Origin of the sequence: Pseudomonas sp. Marseille-Q5115 (genome assembly GCF_916618905.1) — a bacterium.
Taxonomy (GTDB): domain Bacteria; phylum Pseudomonadota; class Gammaproteobacteria; order Pseudomonadales; family Pseudomonadaceae; genus Aquipseudomonas; species Aquipseudomonas japonica_A.
Genome location: NZ_CAKAKI010000001.1, coordinates 728,405 through 750,703, shown reverse-complemented (window position 1 = coordinate 750,703; position 22,299 = coordinate 728,405). Strand labels below are relative to the sequence as shown.

General features: G+C 63.2%; 23 protein-coding genes. 12 read left to right on the top strand and 11 right to left on the bottom strand.

Going from position 1 to position 22,299, the window contains the following annotated elements; translation table 11 throughout:
- Positions 1 to 27 precede the first annotated feature (27 nt).
- Both LG385_RS03555 and LG385_RS03550 read right to left on the bottom strand, forming a co-directional pair.
- Entirely contained in the window at positions 28 to 321 is a 294-nt protein-coding gene (locus tag LG385_RS03555) for a BolA family protein (protein ID WP_181119981.1), read from the bottom strand.
- Between the two features lie 5 nt (positions 322 to 326).
- A complete protein-coding gene (locus LG385_RS03550) occupies positions 327 to 863 on the bottom strand; it encodes a DUF2059 domain-containing protein (RefSeq protein WP_181111569.1) in 537 nt (178 codons plus the stop codon).
- A gap of 178 nt (positions 864 to 1,041) precedes the next feature.
- Here LG385_RS03550 and LG385_RS03545 point away from each other — a divergent pair, with 178 nt between their 5' ends.
- Positions 1,042 to 2,436, top strand: coding sequence for a class II fumarate hydratase (locus LG385_RS03545; RefSeq protein ID WP_225772461.1), 1,395 nt, complete (start codon positions 1,042 to 1,044; stop codon positions 2,434 to 2,436).
- Positions 2,437 to 2,509: 73 nt separating this feature from the next.
- Positions 2,510 to 2,722 (top strand): DUF6316 family protein, encoded by a 213-nt coding sequence (locus tag LG385_RS03540; protein ID WP_225772459.1) that lies wholly within the window; start codon positions 2,510 to 2,512, stop codon positions 2,720 to 2,722.
- 16 nt (positions 2,723 to 2,738) lie between these two features.
- Here the strand turns inward: LG385_RS03540 and LG385_RS03535 are convergent, their stop codons facing one another.
- Both LG385_RS03535 and pap read right to left on the bottom strand, forming a co-directional pair.
- On the bottom strand, positions 2,739 to 3,164 hold the full coding sequence (locus LG385_RS03535) for a VOC family protein (protein ID WP_225772457.1): 426 nt from the start codon (positions 3,162 to 3,164) through the stop codon (positions 2,739 to 2,741).
- A gap of 56 nt (positions 3,165 to 3,220) precedes the next feature.
- On the bottom strand, positions 3,221 to 4,708 hold the full coding sequence (gene pap / locus LG385_RS03530; protein ID WP_225772455.1) for a polyphosphate:AMP phosphotransferase: 1,488 nt from the start codon (positions 4,706 to 4,708) through the stop codon (positions 3,221 to 3,223).
- An 81-nt stretch (positions 4,709 to 4,789) separates the two neighbouring features.
- Here pap and mnmC point away from each other — a divergent pair, with 81 nt between their 5' ends.
- The 6 genes from mnmC to LG385_RS03500 all read left to right on the top strand — a co-directional run bounded on the left by mnmC (position 4,790) and on the right by LG385_RS03500 (position 14,037).
- Positions 4,790 to 6,769, top strand: a complete 1,980-nt coding sequence (gene mnmC / locus LG385_RS03525) for a bifunctional tRNA (5-methylaminomethyl-2-thiouridine)(34)-methyltransferase MnmD/FAD-dependent 5-carboxymethylaminomethyl-2-thiouridine(34) oxidoreductase MnmC (RefSeq protein WP_225776162.1) — start codon at positions 4,790 to 4,792, stop codon at positions 6,767 to 6,769.
- Between the two features lie 122 nt (positions 6,770 to 6,891).
- On the top strand, positions 6,892 to 8,679 hold the full coding sequence (locus tag LG385_RS03520; RefSeq protein WP_225772453.1) for a GGDEF and EAL domain-containing protein: 1,788 nt from the start codon (positions 6,892 to 6,894) through the stop codon (positions 8,677 to 8,679).
- A gap of 248 nt (positions 8,680 to 8,927) precedes the next feature.
- Positions 8,928 to 10,700 carry an N-acetylglutaminylglutamine amidotransferase gene (locus LG385_RS03515; protein WP_225772450.1) on the top strand — a complete coding sequence of 591 codons (1,773 nt, stop codon included), beginning with the start codon at positions 8,928 to 8,930 and terminating at the stop codon, positions 10,698 to 10,700.
- Between the two features lie 3 nt (positions 10,701 to 10,703).
- The gene (ngg, locus tag LG385_RS03510) at positions 10,704 to 12,449 is read left to right on the top strand and encodes an N-acetylglutaminylglutamine synthetase (RefSeq protein WP_225772447.1); all 1,746 of its coding nucleotides are present in this window, start codon (positions 10,704 to 10,706) and stop codon (positions 12,447 to 12,449) included.
- A gap of 94 nt (positions 12,450 to 12,543) precedes the next feature.
- Entirely contained in the window at positions 12,544 to 13,719 is a 1,176-nt protein-coding gene (locus tag LG385_RS03505) for an osmoprotectant NAGGN system M42 family peptidase (RefSeq protein ID WP_225772445.1), read from the top strand.
- Between the two features lie 87 nt (positions 13,720 to 13,806).
- Positions 13,807 to 14,037, top strand: coding sequence for a YheU family protein (locus LG385_RS03500; protein ID WP_181111560.1), 231 nt, complete (start codon positions 13,807 to 13,809; stop codon positions 14,035 to 14,037).
- 6 nt (positions 14,038 to 14,043) lie between these two features.
- On the opposite strand, the gene csrA is transcribed toward LG385_RS03500, so the two are convergent.
- From csrA to LG385_RS03485, 3 genes are all read right to left on the bottom strand, one after another.
- Positions 14,044 to 14,238: a carbon storage regulator CsrA gene (gene csrA, locus LG385_RS03495; protein WP_181111559.1), complete on the bottom strand. Its 195-nt coding sequence runs from the start codon at positions 14,236 to 14,238 to the stop codon at positions 14,044 to 14,046.
- Between the two features lie 214 nt (positions 14,239 to 14,452).
- Entirely contained in the window at positions 14,453 to 14,782 is a 330-nt protein-coding gene (locus LG385_RS03490; RefSeq protein WP_225772443.1) for a YnfA family protein, read from the bottom strand.
- A gap of 37 nt (positions 14,783 to 14,819) precedes the next feature.
- Positions 14,820 to 15,626 (bottom strand): SDR family oxidoreductase, encoded by an 807-nt coding sequence (locus LG385_RS03485; protein ID WP_225772440.1) that lies wholly within the window; start codon positions 15,624 to 15,626, stop codon positions 14,820 to 14,822.
- A 204-nt stretch (positions 15,627 to 15,830) separates the two neighbouring features.
- Between LG385_RS03485 and LG385_RS03480 the strand changes: the two genes are divergently transcribed.
- From LG385_RS03480 to LG385_RS03470, 3 genes are all read left to right on the top strand, one after another.
- Entirely contained in the window at positions 15,831 to 15,983 is a 153-nt protein-coding gene (locus LG385_RS03480) for a DUF3309 family protein (protein WP_225772438.1), read from the top strand.
- A gap of 160 nt (positions 15,984 to 16,143) precedes the next feature.
- A complete protein-coding gene (locus LG385_RS03475; protein WP_225772436.1) occupies positions 16,144 to 16,416 on the top strand; it encodes a type II toxin-antitoxin system RelE/ParE family toxin in 273 nt (90 codons plus the stop codon).
- A gap of 13 nt (positions 16,417 to 16,429) precedes the next feature.
- Complete coding sequence (locus LG385_RS03470; RefSeq protein ID WP_181111555.1) at positions 16,430 to 16,735, top strand: HigA family addiction module antitoxin; 306 nt, start codon at positions 16,430 to 16,432, stop codon at positions 16,733 to 16,735.
- A gap of 199 nt (positions 16,736 to 16,934) precedes the next feature.
- Here LG385_RS03470 and LG385_RS03465 read toward each other — a convergent pair whose 3' ends face one another.
- From LG385_RS03465 to LG385_RS03455, 3 genes are all read right to left on the bottom strand, one after another.
- Complete coding sequence (locus LG385_RS03465) at positions 16,935 to 18,593, bottom strand: cation acetate symporter (RefSeq protein WP_225772434.1); 1,659 nt, start codon at positions 18,591 to 18,593, stop codon at positions 16,935 to 16,937.
- Positions 18,590 to 18,901, bottom strand: a complete 312-nt coding sequence (locus tag LG385_RS03460) for a DUF485 domain-containing protein (RefSeq protein ID WP_181111553.1) — start codon at positions 18,899 to 18,901, stop codon at positions 18,590 to 18,592. The genes LG385_RS03465 and LG385_RS03460 overlap by 4 nt, the downstream gene beginning before the upstream one ends.
- A gap of 123 nt (positions 18,902 to 19,024) precedes the next feature.
- On the bottom strand, positions 19,025 to 19,876 hold the full coding sequence (locus LG385_RS03455) for a glycine betaine ABC transporter substrate-binding protein (RefSeq protein WP_225772432.1): 852 nt from the start codon (positions 19,874 to 19,876) through the stop codon (positions 19,025 to 19,027).
- A 291-nt stretch (positions 19,877 to 20,167) separates the two neighbouring features.
- On the opposite strand from LG385_RS03455, the gene LG385_RS03450 reads away from it, so the two are divergent.
- Positions 20,168 to 21,715: a beta (1-6) glucans synthase gene (locus LG385_RS03450; RefSeq protein ID WP_225772431.1), complete on the top strand. Its 1,548-nt coding sequence runs from the start codon at positions 20,168 to 20,170 to the stop codon at positions 21,713 to 21,715.
- 11 nt (positions 21,716 to 21,726) lie between these two features.
- On the opposite strand, the gene LG385_RS03445 is transcribed toward LG385_RS03450, so the two are convergent.
- Positions 21,727 to 22,128 (bottom strand): hypothetical protein, encoded by a 402-nt coding sequence (locus tag LG385_RS03445; protein ID WP_225772429.1) that lies wholly within the window; start codon positions 22,126 to 22,128, stop codon positions 21,727 to 21,729.
- Between the last annotated feature and the right edge of the window lie 171 nt (positions 22,129 to 22,299).

Genomic DNA, 22,299 nt, shown 5'->3' with positions numbered 1-22,299 from the left:
GGACAGGCGCCTGTGTGTTGCCGCGGATCAATGCCCGCCCGCGCACACCGGCGAGGCCGGCGCCACGCCCTGTGCCGCCCACTCCTCAGGGGTGTAGGTGTGCAAGGCCAGCGCATGGAACTCCCCCATCAGCTCGCCCAGCGTGCCGTACACCAACTGGTGGCGCTTCACACTGTTCAGCCCCTGGAAGCGCTCGCTCACCACCACGGCCTTGTAGTGGGTTTGCTGGCCACGGCTGTGCATGTGGCTTTCATCGAGCACTTGCAGGTGCTGCGGCTGCAACAGGCCCAGTGTGTGCTCGATGCGGGTTTGCATGGTCATGGCGGTTACTTCTTCTTGGCGGGCTCGGCACCCTTCGCCGCGTCGTCGGCCTTGGGCGGGGTGATTTCAGCGGTCATGTCGGCAAGCAGCTTGTTTACCACCGGCACCGCAGGCTCCAGGTGCTGCTGGCTCAGCTCCACCGACTGCTGGGTGACCTTGGGCATGGTCTGCAGCACTTTCTGCCCCAGCGGCGACTTGTAGAACTTGACCAGGTCCTTCAGCTCCTGCTCGCTGAAGTTGTCGGTGTACAGCTTGATCATGTCCGGCTTGACCTTGTCCCAGCCAATGGCCTGGTCCAGCGCGGCGTTGGCCTTGGCCTGGTAGCTTTCCAGGGTGGCCTTTTTCGATTCGGGGGCGTTGGCCTGGGCGAAACGCTGGGCAAACATCTGTTGCACCTGCATGTACACCGGCGTGCCGAGCTTGTCCGCATGGGCCATCATCAGGAAGGCTTCCGCGCTGGCGTTGTGGCTGGCGGTATCGGCCATCACCGGCCCGGCGCAGGCCAGAACGGCCGCTGTGCAAAGGGCGCGAACTCGATTCATCGGTTTTCCTTACTGTGGCGATTGGGGCAAACCCCGGAGCAGGCCATTCTGCGCCCAACCCAACCGGCCACTCAACCCTCACTGACGAGTGCCAGCCCGCAGAAGTGCCGAAAACAGGGAACCCCGCCCGCTGGAATGCGCCTAAACTGGCTGTCGAACCTGCACGAGCGAGAACGCAATGACCCGCATCGAAACAGACAGCATTGGCCAGATCGACGTCCCCGAAGACTGTTACTGGGGCGCACAAACCCAGCGTTCGCTGATCAACTTCGCCATCGGCGAGCAGCGCATGCCGTTGGACGTGGTGCACGCCCTGGCGCTTATCAAGAAGGCGGCGGCCCGGGTCAACAGCCGCAGCGGCGACCTGCCGCCAGATGTTGCCAACCTGATCGAGCAAGCCGCCGATGAAGTGCTGGCGGGCGAGCACGATACTCAGTTCCCTCTGGTGGTGTGGCAAACCGGCAGTGGCACCCAGAGCAACATGAACGTGAACGAGGTGATCGCCGGGCGCGCCAATGAGCTGGCCGGCCAAGGCCGTGGCGGCAAGAGCCCGGTGCACCCCAACGACCACGTGAACCGTTCGCAAAGCTCCAATGATTGCTTCCCCACGGCCATGCACATCGCGGCGGCCAAGGCAGTGCAGAACGACCTCTTGCCCGGCGTAGCCGAGCTGTCGGCAGGCCTGGCCGAGCTGTCGGCGCGCCACATGCAGCTGGTGAAAACCGGCCGCACCCACATGATGGATGCCACACCGATCACCTTTGGCCAGGAGCTGTCGGCGTTCGTCGCCCAGCTCGACTACGCGCAACAGGCTATTCGCGCTGCCTTGCCGGGGGTGTACGAGCTGGCGCAAGGCGGTACCGCCGTGGGCACAGGCCTGAACGCGCCGTCCGGGTTTGCCGAGGCCATCGCCGCGGAAATCGCGGCGCTGTCGGGCCTGCCCTTTGTGACCGCCCCGAACAAGTTCGCGGCCCTTTCCGGCCATGAGCCGCTGGTCACCCTGGCGGGCGCACTGAAAACCCTGGCCGTGGCCCTGATGAAGCTTGCCAACGACCTGCGCCTGCTGGGCTCGGGGCCGCGTGGTGGCCTGGCCGAGGTGCGCCTGCCGGCCAACGAGCCCGGCAGCTCGATCATGCCCGGCAAGGTGAACCCTACCCAGTGCGAGGCGCTGTCCATGCTGGCCTGCCAGGTACTGGGCAACGACGTGACCATCGGCATTGCCTCCAGCCAGGGCCACCTGCAGCTGAATGTGTACAAGCCGGTGATCATCCATAACCTGCTGCAATCCATCCGCCTGCTGGCTGACGGCTGCCGCAACTTCAATACCCACTGCATCGCCGGGCTGGAAGCCGATGCCGACAAAATGGCCGAGCATCTGGAACGCGGCCTGATGCTGGTGACCGCGCTCAACCCGCATATCGGCTACGACAAGGCCGCGCAGATCGCCAAGAAGGCGTATGGTGAAAACCTGACCCTGCGCCAGGCCGCGCTCGATCTGGGTTACCTCACCGATGAGCAGTTCGACCAATGGGTACGGCCCGAGAACATGCTCGGCGCCGGTAGCCAAGGCTAACGTTGCCCCTCCCCTGCCCGCCGATTTGGCGGGCAGGCCACACCTTCGGCTTTCAGTTCGTTCGGAGATCACCATGTTCGGCAAACGCGCAGAAGAATCCGCTCCCGCCACTCACTTTCGCAGTGATCGGTTCACCCTGATCAACGGCAACTTTTTTTTCAGCACCCGGGAAAACACCCTCGAAGGCCCCTTCCCCAGCCGGGAAGAAGCCCTGCGTGAAAGCGAGATGTATATAGAGCGTACCGCTGGGCATAGTCGCAATCGGGAACAAGCGCAGAGCGCTTGACGCTCGTCCCCCAGGGTCATTTGGCAAACAACTGGCTCATGTCCTTGAACGCCTTGAACTCAAGGGCATTGCCGCAAGGGTCGAACAGGAACATGGTCGCCTGTTCGCCCACCTGCCCTTGGAACCGCACGTAGGGTTCGATCACGAAGCGCGTTTCCCGCGCGCGCAGGCGGTCAGCCAGGGCTTCCCATTCTTCCCAGCCCAGCACGATGCCGAAATGCGGCACCGGCACGTCGTGGCCGTCCACCGCGTTGGTGTGGGCGGCCTCCTGGGACGCGGTGCGCGGGTGTTCGTGGATCACCAGCTGGTGGCCGTAAAAGTTGAAGTCGACCCAATGATCGCTGGAGCGACCCTCCGCCAGGCCGAACACTTCGCCGTAGAAGTGCCGGGCAGCGGGCAGGTCGTAAACCGGAATAGCCAAGTGGAAAGGCGACAAGCTCATGGTGGTGTCCTTGAACAGTGCTGGAGGCCCATCCATCGCTCAAAGCCCGGCATATGTCAACGGTGCTTTCGGAAAGCCTTCTCCAGGGCATCGTTGATCGTGCGCAACACCTTCACCCGCGCCCAGCGCTTGTCATTGGCTTCGATCAGCGTCCACGGCGCGATTTCTGTGCTGGTGCGGTCCACCATATCGCCCACGGCCTCGCGGTATTGCGGCCATTTGTTACGGTTGCGCCAGTCGTCCTCGGTAATCTTGTAGCGCTTGAACGGCGTTTCTTCGCGCTCCTTGAAGCGCTCCAGCTGGGTTTGCTCGTCGATCGCCAGCCAGAATTTCACCACTACCACCCCGGCGTCGGTGAGCTGCTCTTCGAAGTCGTTGATTTCGCTATACGCACGCAGCCAGTCCGCCGGCTGGCAGAAGCCTTCCACGCGCTCCACCAGTACCCGGCCATACCAGGAGCGGTCGAAGATGGTGAATTGCCCGCGCGCCGGGATGTGCCGCCAGAACCGCCAAAGGTAGGGCTGCGCACGTTCTTCTTCGGTGGGGGCCGCAACGGGGATGATGTGGTACTGGCGAGGGTCCAGCGCCGCCGCTACCCGGCGGATGGCGCCACCCTTGCCGGCAGCGTCGTTGCCCTCGAATACCGCCACCAGCGCGTGTCGGCGCATGTGCTTGTGGCGCAACAGCGTAGCCAGCCGCGCCTGTTCCTCGATCAGCTGCTGCTGATAGTCGCTTTTGTCCAGGGCCAGGCTCATGTCCAGGGCGTCGAGCAGGGTGCGCTGGTCCAGGCTGTCGCCCAGTGGCGTGACGGCCTGTTGAACCGGCTGCTGCGGGGCATTCAATCGGGCCTGCAGGCCTTCGAGCAGGATCTTGCCCACGGCCAGGCTGCGGTAATTGCTGTCGTGCCCCTCGATCACGTGCCAGGGCGCGTATTCGCGGCTGGTGCGGCGCAACACGCGCTCGCCGTAACGCACGAAGCGGTCGTAGGTTTTCGATTGCTGCCAATCCAGGGGGCTGATGCGCCAGCTGTGCAGGGGATCGTCCTTGAGCGACTTGAGCCGGTGTTTCATTTGCTTCTTGGACAGGTGGAACCAGAACTTGAAGATCAGCGCGCCTTCGTCGCAGAGCATCTGCTCCAGCCGTTCGGCCTGGTTGATCGCCTGGTCCAGCACGGCATCCTTGAAGTGGCCATGCACGCGGCCCTGGATCATCTGGCTGTACCAGTTGCCGAAGAACACCCCCATTCGGCCCTTGGCGGGCAGCTGCCGCCAGTAGCGCCACACCGGCGGGCGGGCCAGTTCCTCATCCGTCTGCTGGTCGAACGTGCGCACCTCGATAAGGCGCGGGTCCATCCATTCGCTGAGCAGCTTGACGGTTTCGCCCTTGCCCGCGCCTTCGATGCCGTTGATCAGCACGATCACCGGAAAGCGGCCCTGCTCCTTGAGTTCGTATTGCGCTTCCAGCAGTGCCTGGCGTAACGCGGGCACTGCGGCCTTATAGGTTTCATCGTCCACGGCATGGCCGATCTCGGCGGATTCAAACATGGGTGACCTCCCTTGGCTGCTTATCTGGACAGCGCCTTGTGGCAGAATGCTGCGCCCGTTCGAAGCCGACCCCTCAAGCCCATGCCCAGCGCTATCTCCACTGCCCAGCTCGACTGGGATGAAAACGGCCAGCCGCGTTCCCGCGTGTTTGGCGACGTGTATTTTTCCAGCCAGGCGGCGCTGGAGGAAACCCGCTACGTATTCCTCGAGCAGAACCGCCTGGAGGCGCGCTTCGCCGCGCTGATGGACGGGGAGCACTTGTTGATCGGTGAAACCGGCTTTGGCACGGGCATGAACTTCCTCGCGGCCTGGCGGCTGTTCGACGCGACTGCAAAGCCAGGCGCGCGGCTACATTTTGTAAGCACGGAAAAATACCCGCTTACCCGGGAGGACCTTCAGCGGGCGCTGGCGCTATGGCCTGAACTCGCCCCCTGGGCTACCCAACTGCTGGGGGCATACCAGGCCATTCACCCCGGGGCACAGCGGCTGGGGTTCGCCGAGGGCCGGGTAACCCTGACACTGCTGATAGGCGACGCCCAGGCCCAGTTGAGCCAGCTGAGCGCACAGGTGGATGCGTGGTTCCTCGACGGTTTCGCCCCCGCGAAAAACCCGGACATGTGGACGCCCGAACTGTTCGCCGAGGTGGGGCGGCTGTCGCATGAAGGCACTACGCTCGGCACCTTCAGCGCCGCGGGAACGGTGCGCCGGGGGCTGATCGCAGTGGGCTTCAAGATGAAACGGCTGCCTGGCCAAGGCAAGAAATGGGAAATCATGCGGGGAGATTTCATCGGTTCTCCGGATGCCGCGGCCATATCTACCGCCAAGCCCTGGTTCGCCTATCCCCCTACGGTACCGGGCCCACGCGAGGCGTTGGTGATCGGTGCCGGGCTGGCCGGCTGCGCCACTGCGTACAGCCTGGCCGTGCGCGGCTGGAAGGTCACCCTGCTAGAGCGCCATGGGCAGATCGCCCACGAAGCGTCGGGCAACCCGCAGGGCGTGCTGTACCTCAAACTCTCCGCCCATGGCACCGCGCTGTCGCAAATGATCGTGAGCGGTTTCGGGTATACGCGCCGCTGGCTGGAGCGCTTGCAACAGGGAAGCGACTGGGAAGGTTGCGGCGTATTGCAATTGGCAACCACGGCCGCCGACGCCTCGCGCCAGAACGCCTTGGCCGATGCCTTTGCCCCGGAACTGCTGCGCCTGGTCGACACCGCCGAGGCCAGCAGCCTTGCAAGCGTCCCCCTGCCCGCCGGTGGCCTGTACTTTCCGGAAGGTGGCTGGGTGCATCCGCCAGCTTTATGCGCAGCGCTGGTCGCTCATCCTGGCATCACGGTAAAGCCTCACCAGGATGTGCTGCGCCTTGAACGTGAGAACGAGCGCTGGCTGGCCATGGCCGCGAATGAAGTAATCGCAAGCGCCCCTGTCGCCGTATTGGCGTGCGCAGCGCAGGTGCGTGCCTTCGAACACACGGCCGACCTGCCACTCAAGCCGATACGGGGGCAGATCACCCGCCTGCCGACCACCGCTGAAAGCAAGGTACTGAGCACCGTAGTGTGTGCCGAAGGCTACGTAGCACCGGCGCGGCTGGGCGAGCATACCCTTGGCGCGAGCTTCGACTTCCAGCGCCTGGACAACGAACCCAGCATTGCCGAGCACACCCAGAACCTGGCACTGCTGGAGGGCATTTCACCTGACCTGGCCCGGCGCCTCGCCCCGGCTGCGCCTGAGCAACTGGTTGGCCGCGTGGGGTTGCGCTGCACCAGCCCGGACTACCTACCCATCGTGGGCCCGGTGGCCGATACCACTGCCTTCAACCAGGCTTATCAGGCGCTGCAGCGCAACGCCCGTGCAGCCTGTGACGCGCCGTGCCCCTGGCTGCCAGGGCTTTATGTAAACAGCGGGCACGGTTCGCGAGGGCTGATTACCGCCCCGCTGTCGGGTGAACTTATCGCTGCCTGGCTCGAGCATGAGCCCCTACCGATACCCGGCAACGTTGCCGAAAGCTGCCATCCGAATCGGTTCAGCGTCCGAAAATTATCCAAAGGCGCCGGAAAAAATTGACCAGGCCCTGCCTCCGACCGATGGCACCTGCAGGATAGGCTAACGCAGCCGATACGCTGTAGCATGAGAGGGCACTCTGATATCACGGACCCGATCCCCTCGTCCGCAGCGGAAAATACCTGATGATCCAGCCACCGCCGATGCCGATCAACGAAGCAGCCCGCCTGCGTCGTGTAGCGGAGCTCTGCCTGCTCGAGGGCACGCAGGACCCGGTATTCGAAGACATCGTCGAGTTGGTGCAGGATTACTTCAACGCGCCTATCGCCCTGATCTCGATCCTCGAAGAGCAGCGACAGTGGTTCAAGGCCAGCCGCGGAATTTGCGCGCAAGGGACCCCGCGGGATGTGTCTTTCTGCACCTACGCGATCCTCTCGGACGAGTTGTTCGTTGTACCGGATTCACACCTGGACGAACGCTTTTGCCAAAATCCCCTGGTACTCGGAACGCCGGGTATCCGGTTTTACGCCGGGATGCCACTGATTACCGAGGACGGCCTGGGCCTGGGTAGCCTTTGCGTGATCGACACCCAGCCACGCCCCCCGCTTACCCCGCGGGAAGAGGCCGTGCTTCGCCGCTTCGCCGCGTTGGTGATGCAACGAATTGCCACATCGCGCGCCTTGAACTTCCACGACCCGCAAACCGGCATGCTCAACCGTGCCCGGCTGGAGCAAGACATCATCAGCCGTCGCGGGCAGTCAGCGCAGTCGCTGGTGGCCATCGACATGGTGTCGCCGCAGATGCTCAACGACATCGTAAAAGCGCTGGGGTATCAGTTCTCCCAGGACCTGATGCTCGCCATGCGCGATGAGCTGGCCGCAGTGCTGCCCGCGCACACGGCCATCTACCGGGTCAGCCAGACGCGCTTCGGTTTCTTCCTGGACAGCCACCGCGGCACCGAAGCCGATACGCTGTTCGCTGGGGTGGTACAGCGGTTCAAGCGGCCGCTGATGTGCGCCGGCATTCCGATCCAGACGCAAATCGGTATCGGCGCGATCGAGCTCACCGCCGCCCAGGCCAGCCTGCCGGACTGGCTGCGCATGGTGGTCAGCGCTTCGGACGATGCCCGCACCAAGGGCCAGGGCTGGTGCTGGTATCAGCCCGGGCTGGGGCGTGCTCAGCAACGGGCGTTCATGCTGCTGAGCGCGCTGGCCGAAGCCATGCAAAGCCCTGAGCAACTGCGCCTGGCGTATCAGCCACGGTTCGATGCGAACACCGGCGCCATGCTTTCAGTGGAAGCCCTGCTGCGTTGGGAACACCCATTCCTCGGCGCGGTAAGCCCGGCCGAATTCATTCCGCTCGCCGAGCGCACGTCGATGATCCGCCCGCTCAGCCTCTGGGTGGTCCGCCAGGCCGTGGAACAAGCCAGCCAATGGCACCGCCTCGGCCAAAGCCTGAAGGTATCGGTCAACGTATCGGCTGAAGACCTGGATGGTAGCCAGTTCACCGATGCCCTCCTCGCCCTGCTGGCCGAAAGCGGATTGCCGCCCGAATTGCTGGAGCTGGAGTTCACTGAAAGTGCCCTATGCCAGAGCCCCGAACTGGTACGCGAACAGCTTGAGCGGCTGCGGCTGATCGGTATCGACGTGGCCATCGACGACTTTGGCACCGGCTACAGCAACTGGACCTACCTGCGTCAGCTGCCCGCCACAGCGGTAAAGCTGGACCGCTCGCTGATCTGCAACATCGGCACCGACGAACGAGACCGCCGCTTGGTCGAAACGCTGATTGGCCTGGGCCTGCGCCTGGGCTACCGCATCGTGGCCGAGGGCATCGAATCCGCCGACACCCTGGACATCCTGCGCCGCGCGGGGTGCCATGAGGTGCAAGGCTTCTATTTGGCGCGGCCAATGGAACTCGATGCGCTGGAGGCTTGGCGGCAGGGGCTTCAAGCCCTGGGGGCCGGACGGTAGCCGTTCTTAAGTCCGTACCCAGTCGCGGCCAAGGCCGGCTGCTACAAGGGCAAGGCGAACGGAACGATCCGCCCCCTCCCGCCCTCCAACAAGCCAAGCCCCTGCCAGCGCGATGCCGCCGCAGGGCCCCTGCGCTACTGGCTGAATACGCCGTGCGCGATCTGGCTTGTGCCTGATTTTTCGTTTTCCAGGCGCATCGCCCGCACGTCCCCAGTAGCGCGAAAACCTATAGCAAAGGTTCAAGCTACATGTGTGGAATCGCAGGAGAGTTTCGTTTCGACCGCCAGCCGGCCGACCTCGGCGCCATTGAGCGCATCACCCACCACCTCGCCCCGCGTGGCCCGGACGCGTGGGGTTTTCATAGCCAGGGGCCGATTGCCTTCGGCCACCGTCGCCTGAAAATCATGGATCTGTCCGACTGTTCGGCACAGCCGATGGTCGACGGCCAGCTGGGCCTGGCGCTGGCCTTCAACGGCGCCATCTACAATTACCCTGAACTGCGCAAGGAGCTGGAAGCGCTGGGCTACAGCTTCTACTCCGACGGTGACACCGAAGTGCTGCTCAAGGGCTATCACGCCTGGGGCGAGGCCATGCTGCCCAAGCTCAACGGCATGTTCGCCTTCGCCGTGTGGGAGCGGGACAACCAGAGGCTGTTCCTGGCCCGCGACCGTTTGGGTGTGAAGCCGTTGTACCTGACCCGCAACGGCAGCCGTTTGCGTTTCGCCTCCGCCCTGCCGGCCTTGCTCAAAGGCGGCGACATCGACCCAATGCTGGACCCGGTCGGCCTTAACCACTACCTGAACTTCCATGCCGTGGTGCCCGCGCCCCGCACCATTCTCGCCAATGTGCAGAAGTTGCCAGCGGCCACCTGGATGCGGATTGATGCCGACGGTACCACCGAGGAGAAGGTGTGGTGGACGCTGCCCTATGGCCCCTCGGCGGAAGAAAGCAGCCTGAACCTTGAAGGCTGGGTCGATCGGGTACTGGATGCCACCCGCGAAGCCGTGGCCATCCGCCAGCGCGCCGCCGTGGACGTGGGCGTGCTGCTGTCTGGCGGCGTGGATTCCAGCATGCTGGTTGGCCTGCTGCGCGAGGTGGGCGTGGAAGACCTTTCCACTTTCTCGATCGGTTTTGACGATGCGGGCGGCGAGCGGGGCAACGAATTCAAATATTCGGACCTGATCGCCCGCCATTACGGCACCAAACATCACCAGCTGCGCATTGCCGAGGGGGAAATCCTCGACCAATTGCCGGCCGCCTTCCGCGCCATGAGCGAACCGATGGTGAGCCACGACTGCATTGCCTTTTACCTGTTGTCTCGCGAGGTCGCCAAACACTGCAAAGTGGTACAGAGCGGCCAAGGTGCGGATGAGCTGTTCGCCGGCTATCACTGGTACCCGCAAGTGGATGGCGCCAGCGACCCGTATGCCGCGTATCGCAAGGCCTTCTTCGACCGCGACTACGCCGAGTACGCCGACACGGTGCAGCCGCGCTGGCGCCTGGACCACGACGCCGCGGGTGACTTCGTTCGCGAGCACTTCGCCATGCCTGGCGCCGATGCCGCCGTGGACAAGGCGCTGCGCCTGGACAGCACCGTGATGCTGGTGGACGACCCGGTCAAGCGGGTGGACAACATGACCATGGCCTGGGGCCTGGAAGCACGCACGCCGTTCCTTGATTACCGGCTGGTGGAGCTGTCCGCGCGCATCCCTGGCCAGTTCAAACTGCCAGGCGGCGGCAAACACGTACTCAAGGAGGCGGCCCGGCGGGTGATCCCCAGCGAAGTGATCGACCGCAAGAAGGGCTATTTCCCGGTGCCCGGCCTCAAGCACCTGGAAGGCGCGACCCTGGGTTGGGTGCGCGACCTGCTGATGGACAGCAGCCACGACCGTGGCCTGTTCAACCCTACCCGCATCGATGCCCTGCTGACCGACCCACACGGCCAGTTGACCCCACTGCACGGTTCCAAGTTATGGCAGTTGGCGGCGCTGAACCTGTGGCTCAGTGAACAAGGAATCTAAATTATGAAAGCCCATCCACACTCCGTCAGCCAGCGCCTACAACGCGGCCAGCCACCGTCCTATGAACGCCTGCAGGCCATGTGTGCCGAAGACGGCGTGGCGTTGGCCGACGGCCCTCGCCCCTTGCACTGCGGCTGGGGCCGCCTGCTGATGGGGCACACCTGGCCGTCGCCTCAAGAGCTGGCGACCGAACTGCTGCAGGAGCGCCCGGGTGAACGCGACATCGCGTTGTACGTGGCGGCCCCCCAGCAAGTATTGGCCCAGGCCCCGCAACAGCTGTTCCTTGACCCGTCGGACACCCTGCGGCTGTGGTTCAACGATTACCGCCCGGCGCAGCGCGTGTTTCGTGGGTTTCGCATCCGCCGCGCCTGCACCGAGCAAGACTGGGAGGCGATCAACCAGTTGTACCGCAAGCGCCGCATGCTGCCGGTGGACCCATCGCTGCTCACGCCCCGCCACCAGGGCGGGCCGGTGTACTGGCTGGCCGAAGATGAAACCGACGGCAGCGTGATCGGCAGTGTAATGGGCCTGAACCATCGCACGGCGTTTCAGGACCCCGAAGGCGGCAGCAGCCTGTGGTGCCTGGCCGTGGATCCCCGCTGCACCCGCCCTGGCGTGGGCGAAGTGCTGGTGCGCCACCTGGTAGAGCACTTCATGGGCCGGGGCCTGAATTTCATGGACCTGTCGGTAATGCACGATAACCGCCTGGCCAAGAACCTCTACGCCAAACTGGGCTTCCGCACGCTGCCTACCTTCGCGGTGAAGTGCAAGAACAGCATCAATCAAAAGCTGTTTCTGGGCCCGGGCCCGGCTGCGGACCTGAATCCCTATGCGCGCATCATCGTCGACGAGGCATACCGTCGCGGTATCGATGTGCATGTGGACGATGCCGAGCATGGGCTGTTCACCCTCAGCCATGGCGGTCGGCGAATCCGTTGCCGAGAGTCCCTTTCCGACCTCACCAGTTCTATCAGCGTGATGCTGTGCCAGGACAAGAGCCTCACCCACAAGGTGCTGGCCGCGGCGGGCCTGTCATTGCCCGCGCAACAACTGGCCGGCAGCGCGGACGACAACCAGGACTTCCTCGAAGAGCACGGCCGCATTGTGGTCAAGCCGCTCGATGGCGAGCAAGGCATGGGCGTAGCGGTGGACCTGCGTACGCTCGAAGACGTGCAGGCCGCTATCGAGGTCGCCCGCCAGTTTGACAGTCACGTGCTGCTAGAGAGCTTCCATGAAGGCGCCGACCTGCGCATTGTGGTGATCGGCTTTGATGTGGTCGCCGCCGCGATCCGGCGGCCTGCCCAGATCGTCGGCGACGGTCAGCACAACATCCGCGAGCTGATCGAAGCGCAGAGCCGACGCCGCCAGGCTGCCACAGGCGGAGAAAGCCGGATTCCGCTGGACCGGGAAACCGAACGCACCGTCCAGGCCGCCGGGTATGAGTACACCAGCGTGCTGCCCAAGGGCGAAACCCTGGCGGTGCGCAAGACAGCCAACCTGCACACCGGCGGGCACCTGGAGGATGTGACCGACATCCTTCATCCCGTGCTTCGCGAGGCGGCAATCAATGCGGCGCGCGCCCTGGACATCCCTGTGGTGGGCCTGGACCTGCTGGTGCCGGCCGCCGATCAGCCTGAGTATGTGTTCATCGAGGCCAATGAGCGGGTTGGCCTGGCCAACCATGAGCCCCGCCCTACCGCGGAACGCTTCGTGGATTTGCTGTTCCCACATATACAGCCTGCGCGCTGACGACGCGCGCCCGTGGCTACGGGCGCCACCTTGCCCTTGCAGCGCCCGCCAAGGCCTGCAAGCGGCCCTTGCGTATCCTCCGAGGAGAGAACAGATGTCGAAAATCCCCGAACCGGATATGAATTATCTGCGCAAAGTGCTGCTGGAGATGCTGGCCATTCCCAGCCCCACCGGCTTCACCGACACCATCGTGCGTTACGTTGCCGAGTGCCTCGAGGGGCTGGGTATTCCATACGAACTCACCCGCCGCGGCACCCTGCGCGCCACCCTCAAGGGCAAGCACAGCTCGCCCGACCGGGCCATTTCCTCCCATCTGGACACCATCGGGGCCATTGTGCGGGTGATCCAGGACAACGGCCGCCTGGGCCTTGCGCCGGTAGGCTGCTGGTCCAGCCGGTTCGCCGAAGGCAGCCGGGTAAGCGTATTCACCGACAACGGCATCGTGCGCGGCAGCGTGTTACCACTGATGGCTTCCGGGCACGCTTTCAATACCGCCATCGACCAGATGCCGATCACCTGGGACCATGTGGAGCTACGCCTGGACGCGTACTCCGCCACCCGCGCAGATGCCGAGGCGCTGGGGGTGAACATCGGCGACTTTGTGGCGTTCGACCCGCTGCCGGAATTCACTGATAGCGGCCACATCAGTGCGCGCCATCTGGATGACAAGGCTGGCGTGGCTGCGGTGCTGGCGGCATTGAAGGCGATCGTGGACAGCGGGGTAGAACCGCAGATCGACTGCCATCCGATATTCACCATCACCGAGGAAACCGGCTCCGGCGCGGCAGGGGCACTGCCGTGGGACGTGAGCGAATTCGTGGGAGTTGATATTGCCCCGGTCGCGCCGGGCCAGCATTCGAGCGAGCACGCGGTGAGCGTGGCCATGCAGGATTCCAGCGGCCCCTATGACTATCACCTGTCGCGCCACCTGTTGCGTCTGGCGCAGGACCACGCGCTGCCGGTACGCCGTGACCTTTTCCGCTACTACTACAGCGATGCCCACTCGGCGGTCACCGCTGGCCATGACGTTCGCGCGGCCCTGTTGGCCTTTGGCTGTGACGCCACCCATGGCTACGAGCGTACCCATATCGACAGCCTGGCCGCGCTTAGCCGCCTGCTCGCCGCTTATATCCTCAGCCCGCCCGTGTTTGCCAGTGATGCCGACCCGGCGAATGCCTCGCTGACCAAGTTCAGCAAGCAGATCGAACATGAGGCCCATATGGCGAATGACACCCGCGTGCCGGCCGTGGACGAAGTCATCGGCAAGTGACTGCTCAACGGACAGCGGTCGTTACAACGCGATGGCGCCTGACGGTTGCGGTAAGCTAGGCGCCATCATTTTCAACGGTGCAATGCTGTGCTGATTCCTTACGACCAACTCGCTCCGGACACCCTGAATCGGCTGATCGAAGACTTCGTGACCCGGGACGGGACCGATAACGGCGACGAAACCCCTCTGCAAACCCGCGTGCTGCGGGTTCGCCAGGCCTTGGCCAAAGGCCAGGCGTTCATCCTGTTCGATGCCGACAGCCAGCAGTGCCAGCTGTTGGCGCGCCATGATATCCCCAAGGAATTGCTGGAGGATTGACCGGCCTCATCGCCCGGCAGCGGCCAGGCGCTCGTTGCGCTCGAGCACTAACCGCTTGTAGATCTCGGCCCGATGAACCTCCACGGAGCGCGGCGCGGCGATACCCAGCCTCACTTGGCCGCCAGTGGACGACAGGATCTTGATGCGGATGTCATCGCCGATAATGATTTCCTCACCGGCGGCTCGGGTCAGTACAAGCATGGTATGCGTCCTTTCATGGGTGGAAACCGGAGCCTGCCTCGGATTGCCGGGCGTTTCAACGCGCGAAGGGATGAATACGCGCTCTAGAGCGAAAATTGGACTCTTTCCTACAACATTCCGTGCAAATCCGTGCACGTTCCGTACCTGTCACTAACATTCGCGAGCTCCGCCGGGTGGCCGGCGAAGCCGAAGGCGGAGCTCGCGAATAAGGGCTTCAGGACGAAAACCTGGGGCCGAACAGCACCAGGCTTGCGCCCAGCAGGCAGATGCCCACCCCTACCCAATCACTGAGCAGCGGCCGGCTTCGCTCCACGAACGCCAGCCAGCCCAGCGAGGTGGCGATGTACACGCCGCCGTATGCCGCGTAGGCACGGCCGGCATAGGCCGCCTCCACACGGGTGAGCAGCAGCGCGAAGCAGGTAAGGCTCAGCAGCCCGGCAATGGCCCAGGCAGGGCTTTTCCCTAGCCGCAGCCACAGATAAAAACCGTAGCAACCGGCGATCTCGAACACCGCCGCCAAGGCAAACCACAGGTAATTGAGCACAGCAGCCCCCGTCAATGAGCGAAGCCGCCAGCATACGTCAACCGCGGGCCTTGGCCCTCATCCGGTCCGCCATGTGCGCCATCTCGGCATACAGTGGCTCCGGGTTCCGGCATTTACCGGCCCAGGCTTCGCGGCCCGCTTCATGGGGCAGGATCATGAATGCGCCCTCGGCCACCTGCTGATAGAGGTATTCGGCGATGTCGGCAGCGCTGATAGGCGAGCCTTCCAGCAGCTTGCCCACAGCGGCTTTCATTTCTGGCGTAGGGCCGCGGAAGGAATCGAGCAGGTTGGTCTGGAAGAACGACGGGCACAGCACGTGGACCTTCACCCCCTGACCGCGCAGTTCCACCATCAGGCTTTCGGATAGCGCCACCACGCCAGCCTTGGCCACGTTGTAGTTGCTCATCCCTGGGCCCTGCATCAGCGCGGCCATGGACGCCACGTTGATGATCCGCCCCTGGCTGCGCAGGATCAGCGGCAGAAACGCCTTGCAGCCCTTCACCACCCCCATCAGGTTGACCGAGAGCTGCCAGTCCCAGTCTTCCAGCGACAACTCCTCGAAAAATCCACCGGAGGCGACCCCGGCGTTGTTTACCAGCACGTCGATCCCGCCCAGTTGCGCCTCACAGGCTTCGGCAAAGGCGCTTAGCTGGCTATAGTCGCGCACATCGCAGCGGCGGATGAAACCGTCACCGCCTTCGGCTCGCACCAGGCGCAGGGTTTCTTCGAGCCGGCGTTCATCCAGGTCACACAGGGCCAGCTGCCATCCCTCTCGCGCCCAGCGCTGGGCGATTTCGCGGCCCAGCCCAGACCCGGCGCCGGTCACCATCATGCGGTTGCTCATGCTGCGTCTCCTGGCTGCAATTGGAGCAAGCCTAGCCGCGCCCCTGCTACCGGATAAGAATCATCAGTGCGCTGAATGCCGGGACCGGCTTGGCGGTATTTCAAACTTTTTGCGCGCTTCAGGATCGTACTAACAAGCGGAAGGCAAATGCCCCGCCCCAACCGCGGCAGCTGCCGCACAGGGTCCAAAAAAAGGAAATCCGCCATGGGCACCATACTCATCATCATTCTGATTCTGCTGCTGATCGGTGGTCTACCTGTCTTCCCGCACTCGCGCAGCTGGGGTTACGGGCCGTCCGGTATCATCGGTACCGTGCTGGTCATCCTGCTGATCCTTGTGCTGCTCGGGAAGATATAGCCCGCTCAGGCCAGGCCTGAAAAAACAAAACCCCGAGCGGTGGCCAGCCCACCCTCGGGGTTTTTGTTTGCATGCCTATGTGCTTAGCTGATCTGTCGTTTGCAAATCCAGACGCGCGGGGTATATTAACGCCTAACGTTAAGGGTTAAGCGTCAAAACGATGATTGTCAGCTTTAACTGCAAGGACACCGAGATACTGTTCGTCACCGGACGTACCTCGCAGTGGTCAGGAATCGCCAACGTCGCCACGCCCAAGCTTCAAATGGTAGCCGCTGCTTCACAACTGGTTGATCTCCGGGCGCCACCAGGCAATCGGTTGGAGGCATTGCGCGGAAACCGCGAGGGGCAGCACAGCATACGTATCAATGACCAATGGCGCGTATGCTTTGTGTGGACCGAAAATGGGCCGGCTAACGTGGAAATTGTGGATTAACACTGAGGTTTTTATGTTCAAGAATGGCATGCGCCCTATTCACCCGGGCGAAATCCTCCGAGAAGAATTCATGGTGCCCATGGGGCTTTCCGCTTCGGCATTGGCTCGTGCGCTCGGTGTCTCGGCACCCACTGTGAATGACATAGCTCGCGAACGGCGGGGCATCTCAGCCGATACAGCTCTGCGGCTTTCCCGCTGCCTGGGTACAACGCCAGAATTCTGGGTAAACCTGCAGGCCAGCTACGACTTACGCGTGGCGGAGATTGAAAGCGGAGAGATGATTTGTCGACAAGTTGCGCAGTTAGTGGCTTGTGCCTGAGGGCGTTTTCCCGGGCCTGACAAAAAAACAAAACCCCGAGCGGTGGCCAGCCCACCCTCGGGGTTTTTGTTTGTCTCCCGAGAACCGCGTCCATCACCTCTGATATCGGCCGGCCGTAAAAAAAGAACCCCCACTCGAAAGCGGGGGTTCATGGTCACGCAGTGCCCTGCTTACACAGGGCAATGCAACTCAGGCTTGATCAGTGGGACACCGCCCCACTGGCGCCCAGGCCGGTTTGCGAGCGAACGAATTGCGGGTAGAACCGCGCACGCTCTTCTTCGCCCGCCGCGGACTTGTCCGTGATGGAGAAGAACCAGATACCGATGAACGCTACGGCGATGGAGAACAGCGCCGGGTATTCGTACGGGTAGATGGGTGTGGCATGGCCGAGGATCTGCACCCAGATGGTCGGACCCAGGATCATCAGGCCTACGGCCGTGATCAGCCCCAGCCAGCCACCGATCATCGCGCCCCGGGTGGTGAGCTTTTTCCAGTACATGGAAAGCAGCAGCACCGGGAAGTTACAACTGGCAGCAATAGAGAACGCCAGGCCCACCATGAACGCGATGTTTTGCTTCTCGAACAGGATGCCCAGGCCGATCGCCAACACGCCCAGGGCAATAGTGGTGATCTTCGAAACGCGGATTTCATCCTTTTCGTTGGCGTTGCCTTTCTTCAGCACCGACGCGTACAGGTCGTGGGATACCGCCGAGGCGCCCGCGAGGGTAAGCCCGGCCACCACCGCCAGAATGGTGGCAAACGCCACCGCCGAAATGAAGCCCAGGAACACGCTGCCGCCCACGGCGTTGGCCAAGTGCACCGCTGCCATGTTGTTGCCGCCCAGCAGGCCGCCGGTAGCGTCTTTGAAGTCCGGGTTGGTGCTTACCAGCAGGATGGCGCCAAAGCCGATGATGAAGGTAAGGATGTAGAAGTAACCGATAAAGCCTGTGGCATAGAGCACGCTCTTGCGGGCTTCTTTGGCATCGCTCACGGTGAAGAAGCGCATGAGGATGTGCGGCAGGCCAGCGGTACCGAACATCAGCGCCAGGCCGAGGGAGAACGCCGAAATCGGGTCTTTAACCAGGCCGCCGGGGCTCATGATGGCCTCGCCTTTGGGGTGAACCTTGATCGCTTCGGAGAACAGGGTGTTGAAGTCGAAGTTCACGTGTTTCATTACCATCAGCGCCATGAAGCTGGCACCCGAAAGCAACAGCACGGCCTTGATGATCTGCACCCAAGTAGTAGCCAGCATGCCGCCGAACAGCACGTACATGCACATCAGAATGCCCACCAGCACCACGGCAACGGCGTAATCCAGGCCGAACAGCAGCTGGATCAGCTTGCCTGCGCCTACCATTTGCGCGATCAGGTAGAACGCCACCACCACCAGCGAGCCACAGGCCGACAGGGTGCGGATTTCCATCTGCTTGAGCCGATAGGACGCTACGTCGGCGAAGGTGTACTTGCCCAGGTTGCGCAGCCGCTCGGCGATCAGGAACAGAATGATCGGCCAGCCCACCAGGAACCCGATGGAGTAGATCAGCCCGTCATAACCGGAGGTGAATACCAGCGCCGAAATGCCCAGGAAGGACGCCGCGGACATATAGTCGCCGGCAATCGCCAGCCCATTCTGGAAGCCCGTGATGCGCCCACCAGCTGCGTAGTAGTCCGACGCCGAGCGGTTGCGCTTCGACGCCCAGTAGGTGATGCACAGGGTGGCTGCCACGAACAGCACGAACATGGCGATGGCGGCAACGTTCAGGGGTTGCTTTTGCACCGCCCCGGCGATGGCATCGGCCGCCATGGCAGACGGGGCAAGGGCCGCGCCGGCGAGTACCGCGAACAGGCGACGGCTCATTGCTGCACCTCCTTGAGCAGCGCGCGGTTCATGTCGTCGAACTCGCCATTGGCGCGACGCACGTAAATAGCGGTGAGCACGAAGGCCGAGAGGATCAACCCCACCCCCAGCGGGATACCCCAGGTAACAGACGATCCTTCACTCACCGGCGTGCCCAACAGGCGCGGCCCGTAGGCAATCAGCAAAATGAAGGCGGCGTAGAGGCCGAGCATGATCGCCGAAAGTATCCAGGCGAAACGCTCGCGTTTTGCAACGAGCTCCTTGAAGCGGGGGTTGTTCTGTATTACGAGATAAATGCTGTCGTTCATTGTTTTTGTCTCCGCAGCACGGTTTTAGTGGAACCTTAGCCACTGTATTCCCCGTACTGCAGAACAATAGACGACCTTAGTCGTAAGGGTGGGCTGGCCCGGCCCACCCTGATCAAGCGCGTACTACTTAGCGGTCCATTCGGCCACACGTTGCGGGTTCTTTTCGACCCATGCCTTGGCCACTGCCTCGGGCTTGCCGCCGTTCTGGATGGCCAGCATTACTTCGCCGATTTCGTTTGCGTCTTTCCAGGAGAACTTCTTCAGGAACGCCACCACTTCCGGTGCCTTGGCGTCCAGTTGCTTGCTGCCCACGCTATCAACGTGTTCGGCGGCGCCATACACGCCTTTCGGGTCTTCGAGGAAGCGCAGCTTCCACTTGGCGAACATCCAGTGAGGTACCCACCCCGTAACAGCGATGGACTGCTGCTTGTCATAGGCCCGGCCCAGTTCGGAGGTCATGGCCGCGCCGGAACTGGCCTGCAGCTTGTAGCCGTCGAGGGCGTAATCCTTGATGGCCTGGTCGGTCTTGAGCATTACACCGGAGCCGGCGTCGATGCCGACGATCTTCTTGCCGAAGCTGTCGTCGGTCTTCAGGTCCGCAAGGGTTTTAGCCTTAACATAGTCAGGCACGATCAAGCCGATCTTGGCGTCGTTGAAGTTGGGGCCGTAGTCGACCACCTTGTCCTTGTTCTTTTCCCAGTACTCGCCGTGGGTCACCGGTAGCCAGGCCGAGAGCATGAGGTCCAGCTTGCCGGTGGCAATGCCCTGCCACATGATGCCGGTGGCCACGGGCATGAGTTTCACGTCGTAGCCCAGTTTCTGTTTGATCACCTCCGCCGCCACGAAGGTGGTAGCTACGCTGTCCGACCAGCCATCCACATAGCCTACGCTCAGCTCGGTCTTGGCGCTGGCCAGGCCCGAGCCCATTGCCAGCACCAGTGCGGCCCCCGCTCCCCATAGTGTTCGCGCTTTCATGTTCGCTCCCCATCAAGATGTAGGCGTGGCTCACGGCGGTGCGCGCTTGCACGCTAAAAGCTCCCCCGCCGAAGCACCCGCGGCCGGCACGCTGCCGACAGGCTGATCATCGGCCTGTGGCCGCTTGCATCCGGTTCTGGGTGCGACCTGCAACGGGCGATCCGCGACAGCAGTTAGCCACCAGCGCAATTACCGCCGCGCCTTCGCCCATTACTTGCATGCTGGATTTGCCGCCCCGCTTGAGAGTGAACACGTTAAGATCAGCGCTCCCCTTTTCAGCTCGGCCTGTCCATGCGTTCGACCGACTCCCGCCTTTGGGTCCTTTGGTGGCTTTCCACCGCTTTTGCCTGCTTCGCCTTGCTCGGTTTCTGGTACTTCCAGGGCCGCCCCGTGCCCATGGCCGACGCAGTTGCACCTGGCCAACGGTTGCAGTGCGCCTCCTACTCGCCTTTCGGCAAGGACCAATCGCCGTTCGACCAGCCGCTGGCGATTCGCCCGGCCCAGCTTGAAAGCGACCTGGCGCTGTTGAGCAAACGCTTCGCCTGCCTGCGTACCTATTCCATGACCGGGCTGGAAAGCCTGCCGGAATTGGCGCGCAAGCACGGCCTGAAGCTGATGCTGGGCGCTTGGGTAAACAGCAACCCGCAAGACACCCAGAAGGAAGTGGATGCGCTGGTGCACGCGGCCAATGCATACCCCGACGTTGTAACCGCGGTGATCGTGGGCAACGAGGTGCTGCTGCGCAAGGAAGCGACCGGCGAGCGCATGGCCGAGCTGGTACGCCAGGTGAAGGCGCGGGTGCAACAGCCGGTGACCTATGCCGACGTGTGGGAGTACTGGAACCTGTACCCGCAAGTGGCGCCCGAGGTGGATTTCATTACCGTGCACCTGCTGCCCTATTGGGAGGATGTGCCCCATGGCGTGGATACCGCACTGGCGCACGTGCAGGCCATTCATGACGACTTCGCCAGGCGCTTCGCCCCCAAGCCGGTGATGATCGGCGAAACCGGCTGGCCAAGTGAAGGCCGGCGACGGGAAACCGCCGAACCCAGCCCGGTGAGCCAGGCGCGTTTCATTCGGGATTTCGTGCACCTGGCCGATCGGCTAGGCTGGCAATACAACCTTATCGAAGCCATTGACCAGCCTTGGAAGCGCAACAACGAGGGCGCTGTAGGCGGCTACTGGGGGATGCTCGACGCCGATCGAGAAGATAAGCGCGTGCTGTTCGGCCCGGTAAGCGATGTGCCAAATTGGCGGCTGTGGCTGGGCGGCTCGGTGTGGGTGCTGGCGTTTAGCCTTTTGTTGGCCGGCCGGCCAAGCGCCCGCATGGCGGCCCTGGCCCTGCCCTGGCTTGGCGCGGTGGCCGGTGCAAGCCTGGCGTGCTGGGCGCGGCAAGCTGACGTGGGCGCGCGCTACCTGGGCGAATGGATTTGGGCAGCTGGCCTGGGAGTCACAAGCCTGGCCCTGCTTGCCGAGGCCGTAGTGCATCTGGGCGCGGGAGGCGGATGGCGTTCGCGGCTGGGGAGCCTGCTGACGAGCTGGCGCGCCCACTTGGCCTTGGTAGCTGGCTTCGCAACCGCCGTGGAAGCGATCTGGATGGTGTTCGACCCCCGCTATCGAAGCTTCGCCACGGCAGGGTTGCTGGTGCCGTCGCTCCTGTTGCTTTGGCGCCCTGCAGCATTGGCGCCGCGTACCGCTCGCCTGCTCGCGGCCGTGTGTGCACTGAGCATTCCTGTGCAGTTGGTGCGGGAAGGTTGGCAGAACCCCTATGCCTGGTGCTGGGCTGCGACGGTCGCGATCATGGCTTGGGCGCTGATGCGCAAGCCTCGGCCAGCGTAGATAGTTCCGGGCTACGCCTGTGGCTTGCCTCGTCCCACAGGTTCACGCTCCTCATGCAACCAGCGCAACGCAGCCAGCATCACCACCACTCCGGCCAATGATGTGGTGTACAGCACCAACCCCGGCAGGGCGAATACCAGGCCCATCAGCGCCACTAGCTGCCCACGCGCGCCCCGCAGCAACCATCCACCCAGCGCCAGCACCAGCCCGGCCAGCGGCAGCACATTCCAGTGGATCATCAAGCCCATGCCAGCCTTCGCTTGGCAGGCTATCTGCGCCGGGTCCCCGGCACAGGCCCCCACCCAAGCAGTGTTCTCCATCAGCCCATAGCGCACGCCGTAAGCGGCGGCGATCCAGGCCGCCAACAGCAGCAGCACGCCGCACAATCTATACCGTGGGTTCATGCGTTTCATCCGGTGTTCCGTGAACGTGGCTAACGAGGCGCGCATCAGCGCACAAAAGCATAGGGATACTCTACATCCCCAAGGCAAAATCGGTGTATCGTCTCGCTGCACCCGCGGCCTCGGTACGGGCGTACAAAAACATTTTCAGGGGGTTGGCAACTCGCCATTACGGCGGTTGTC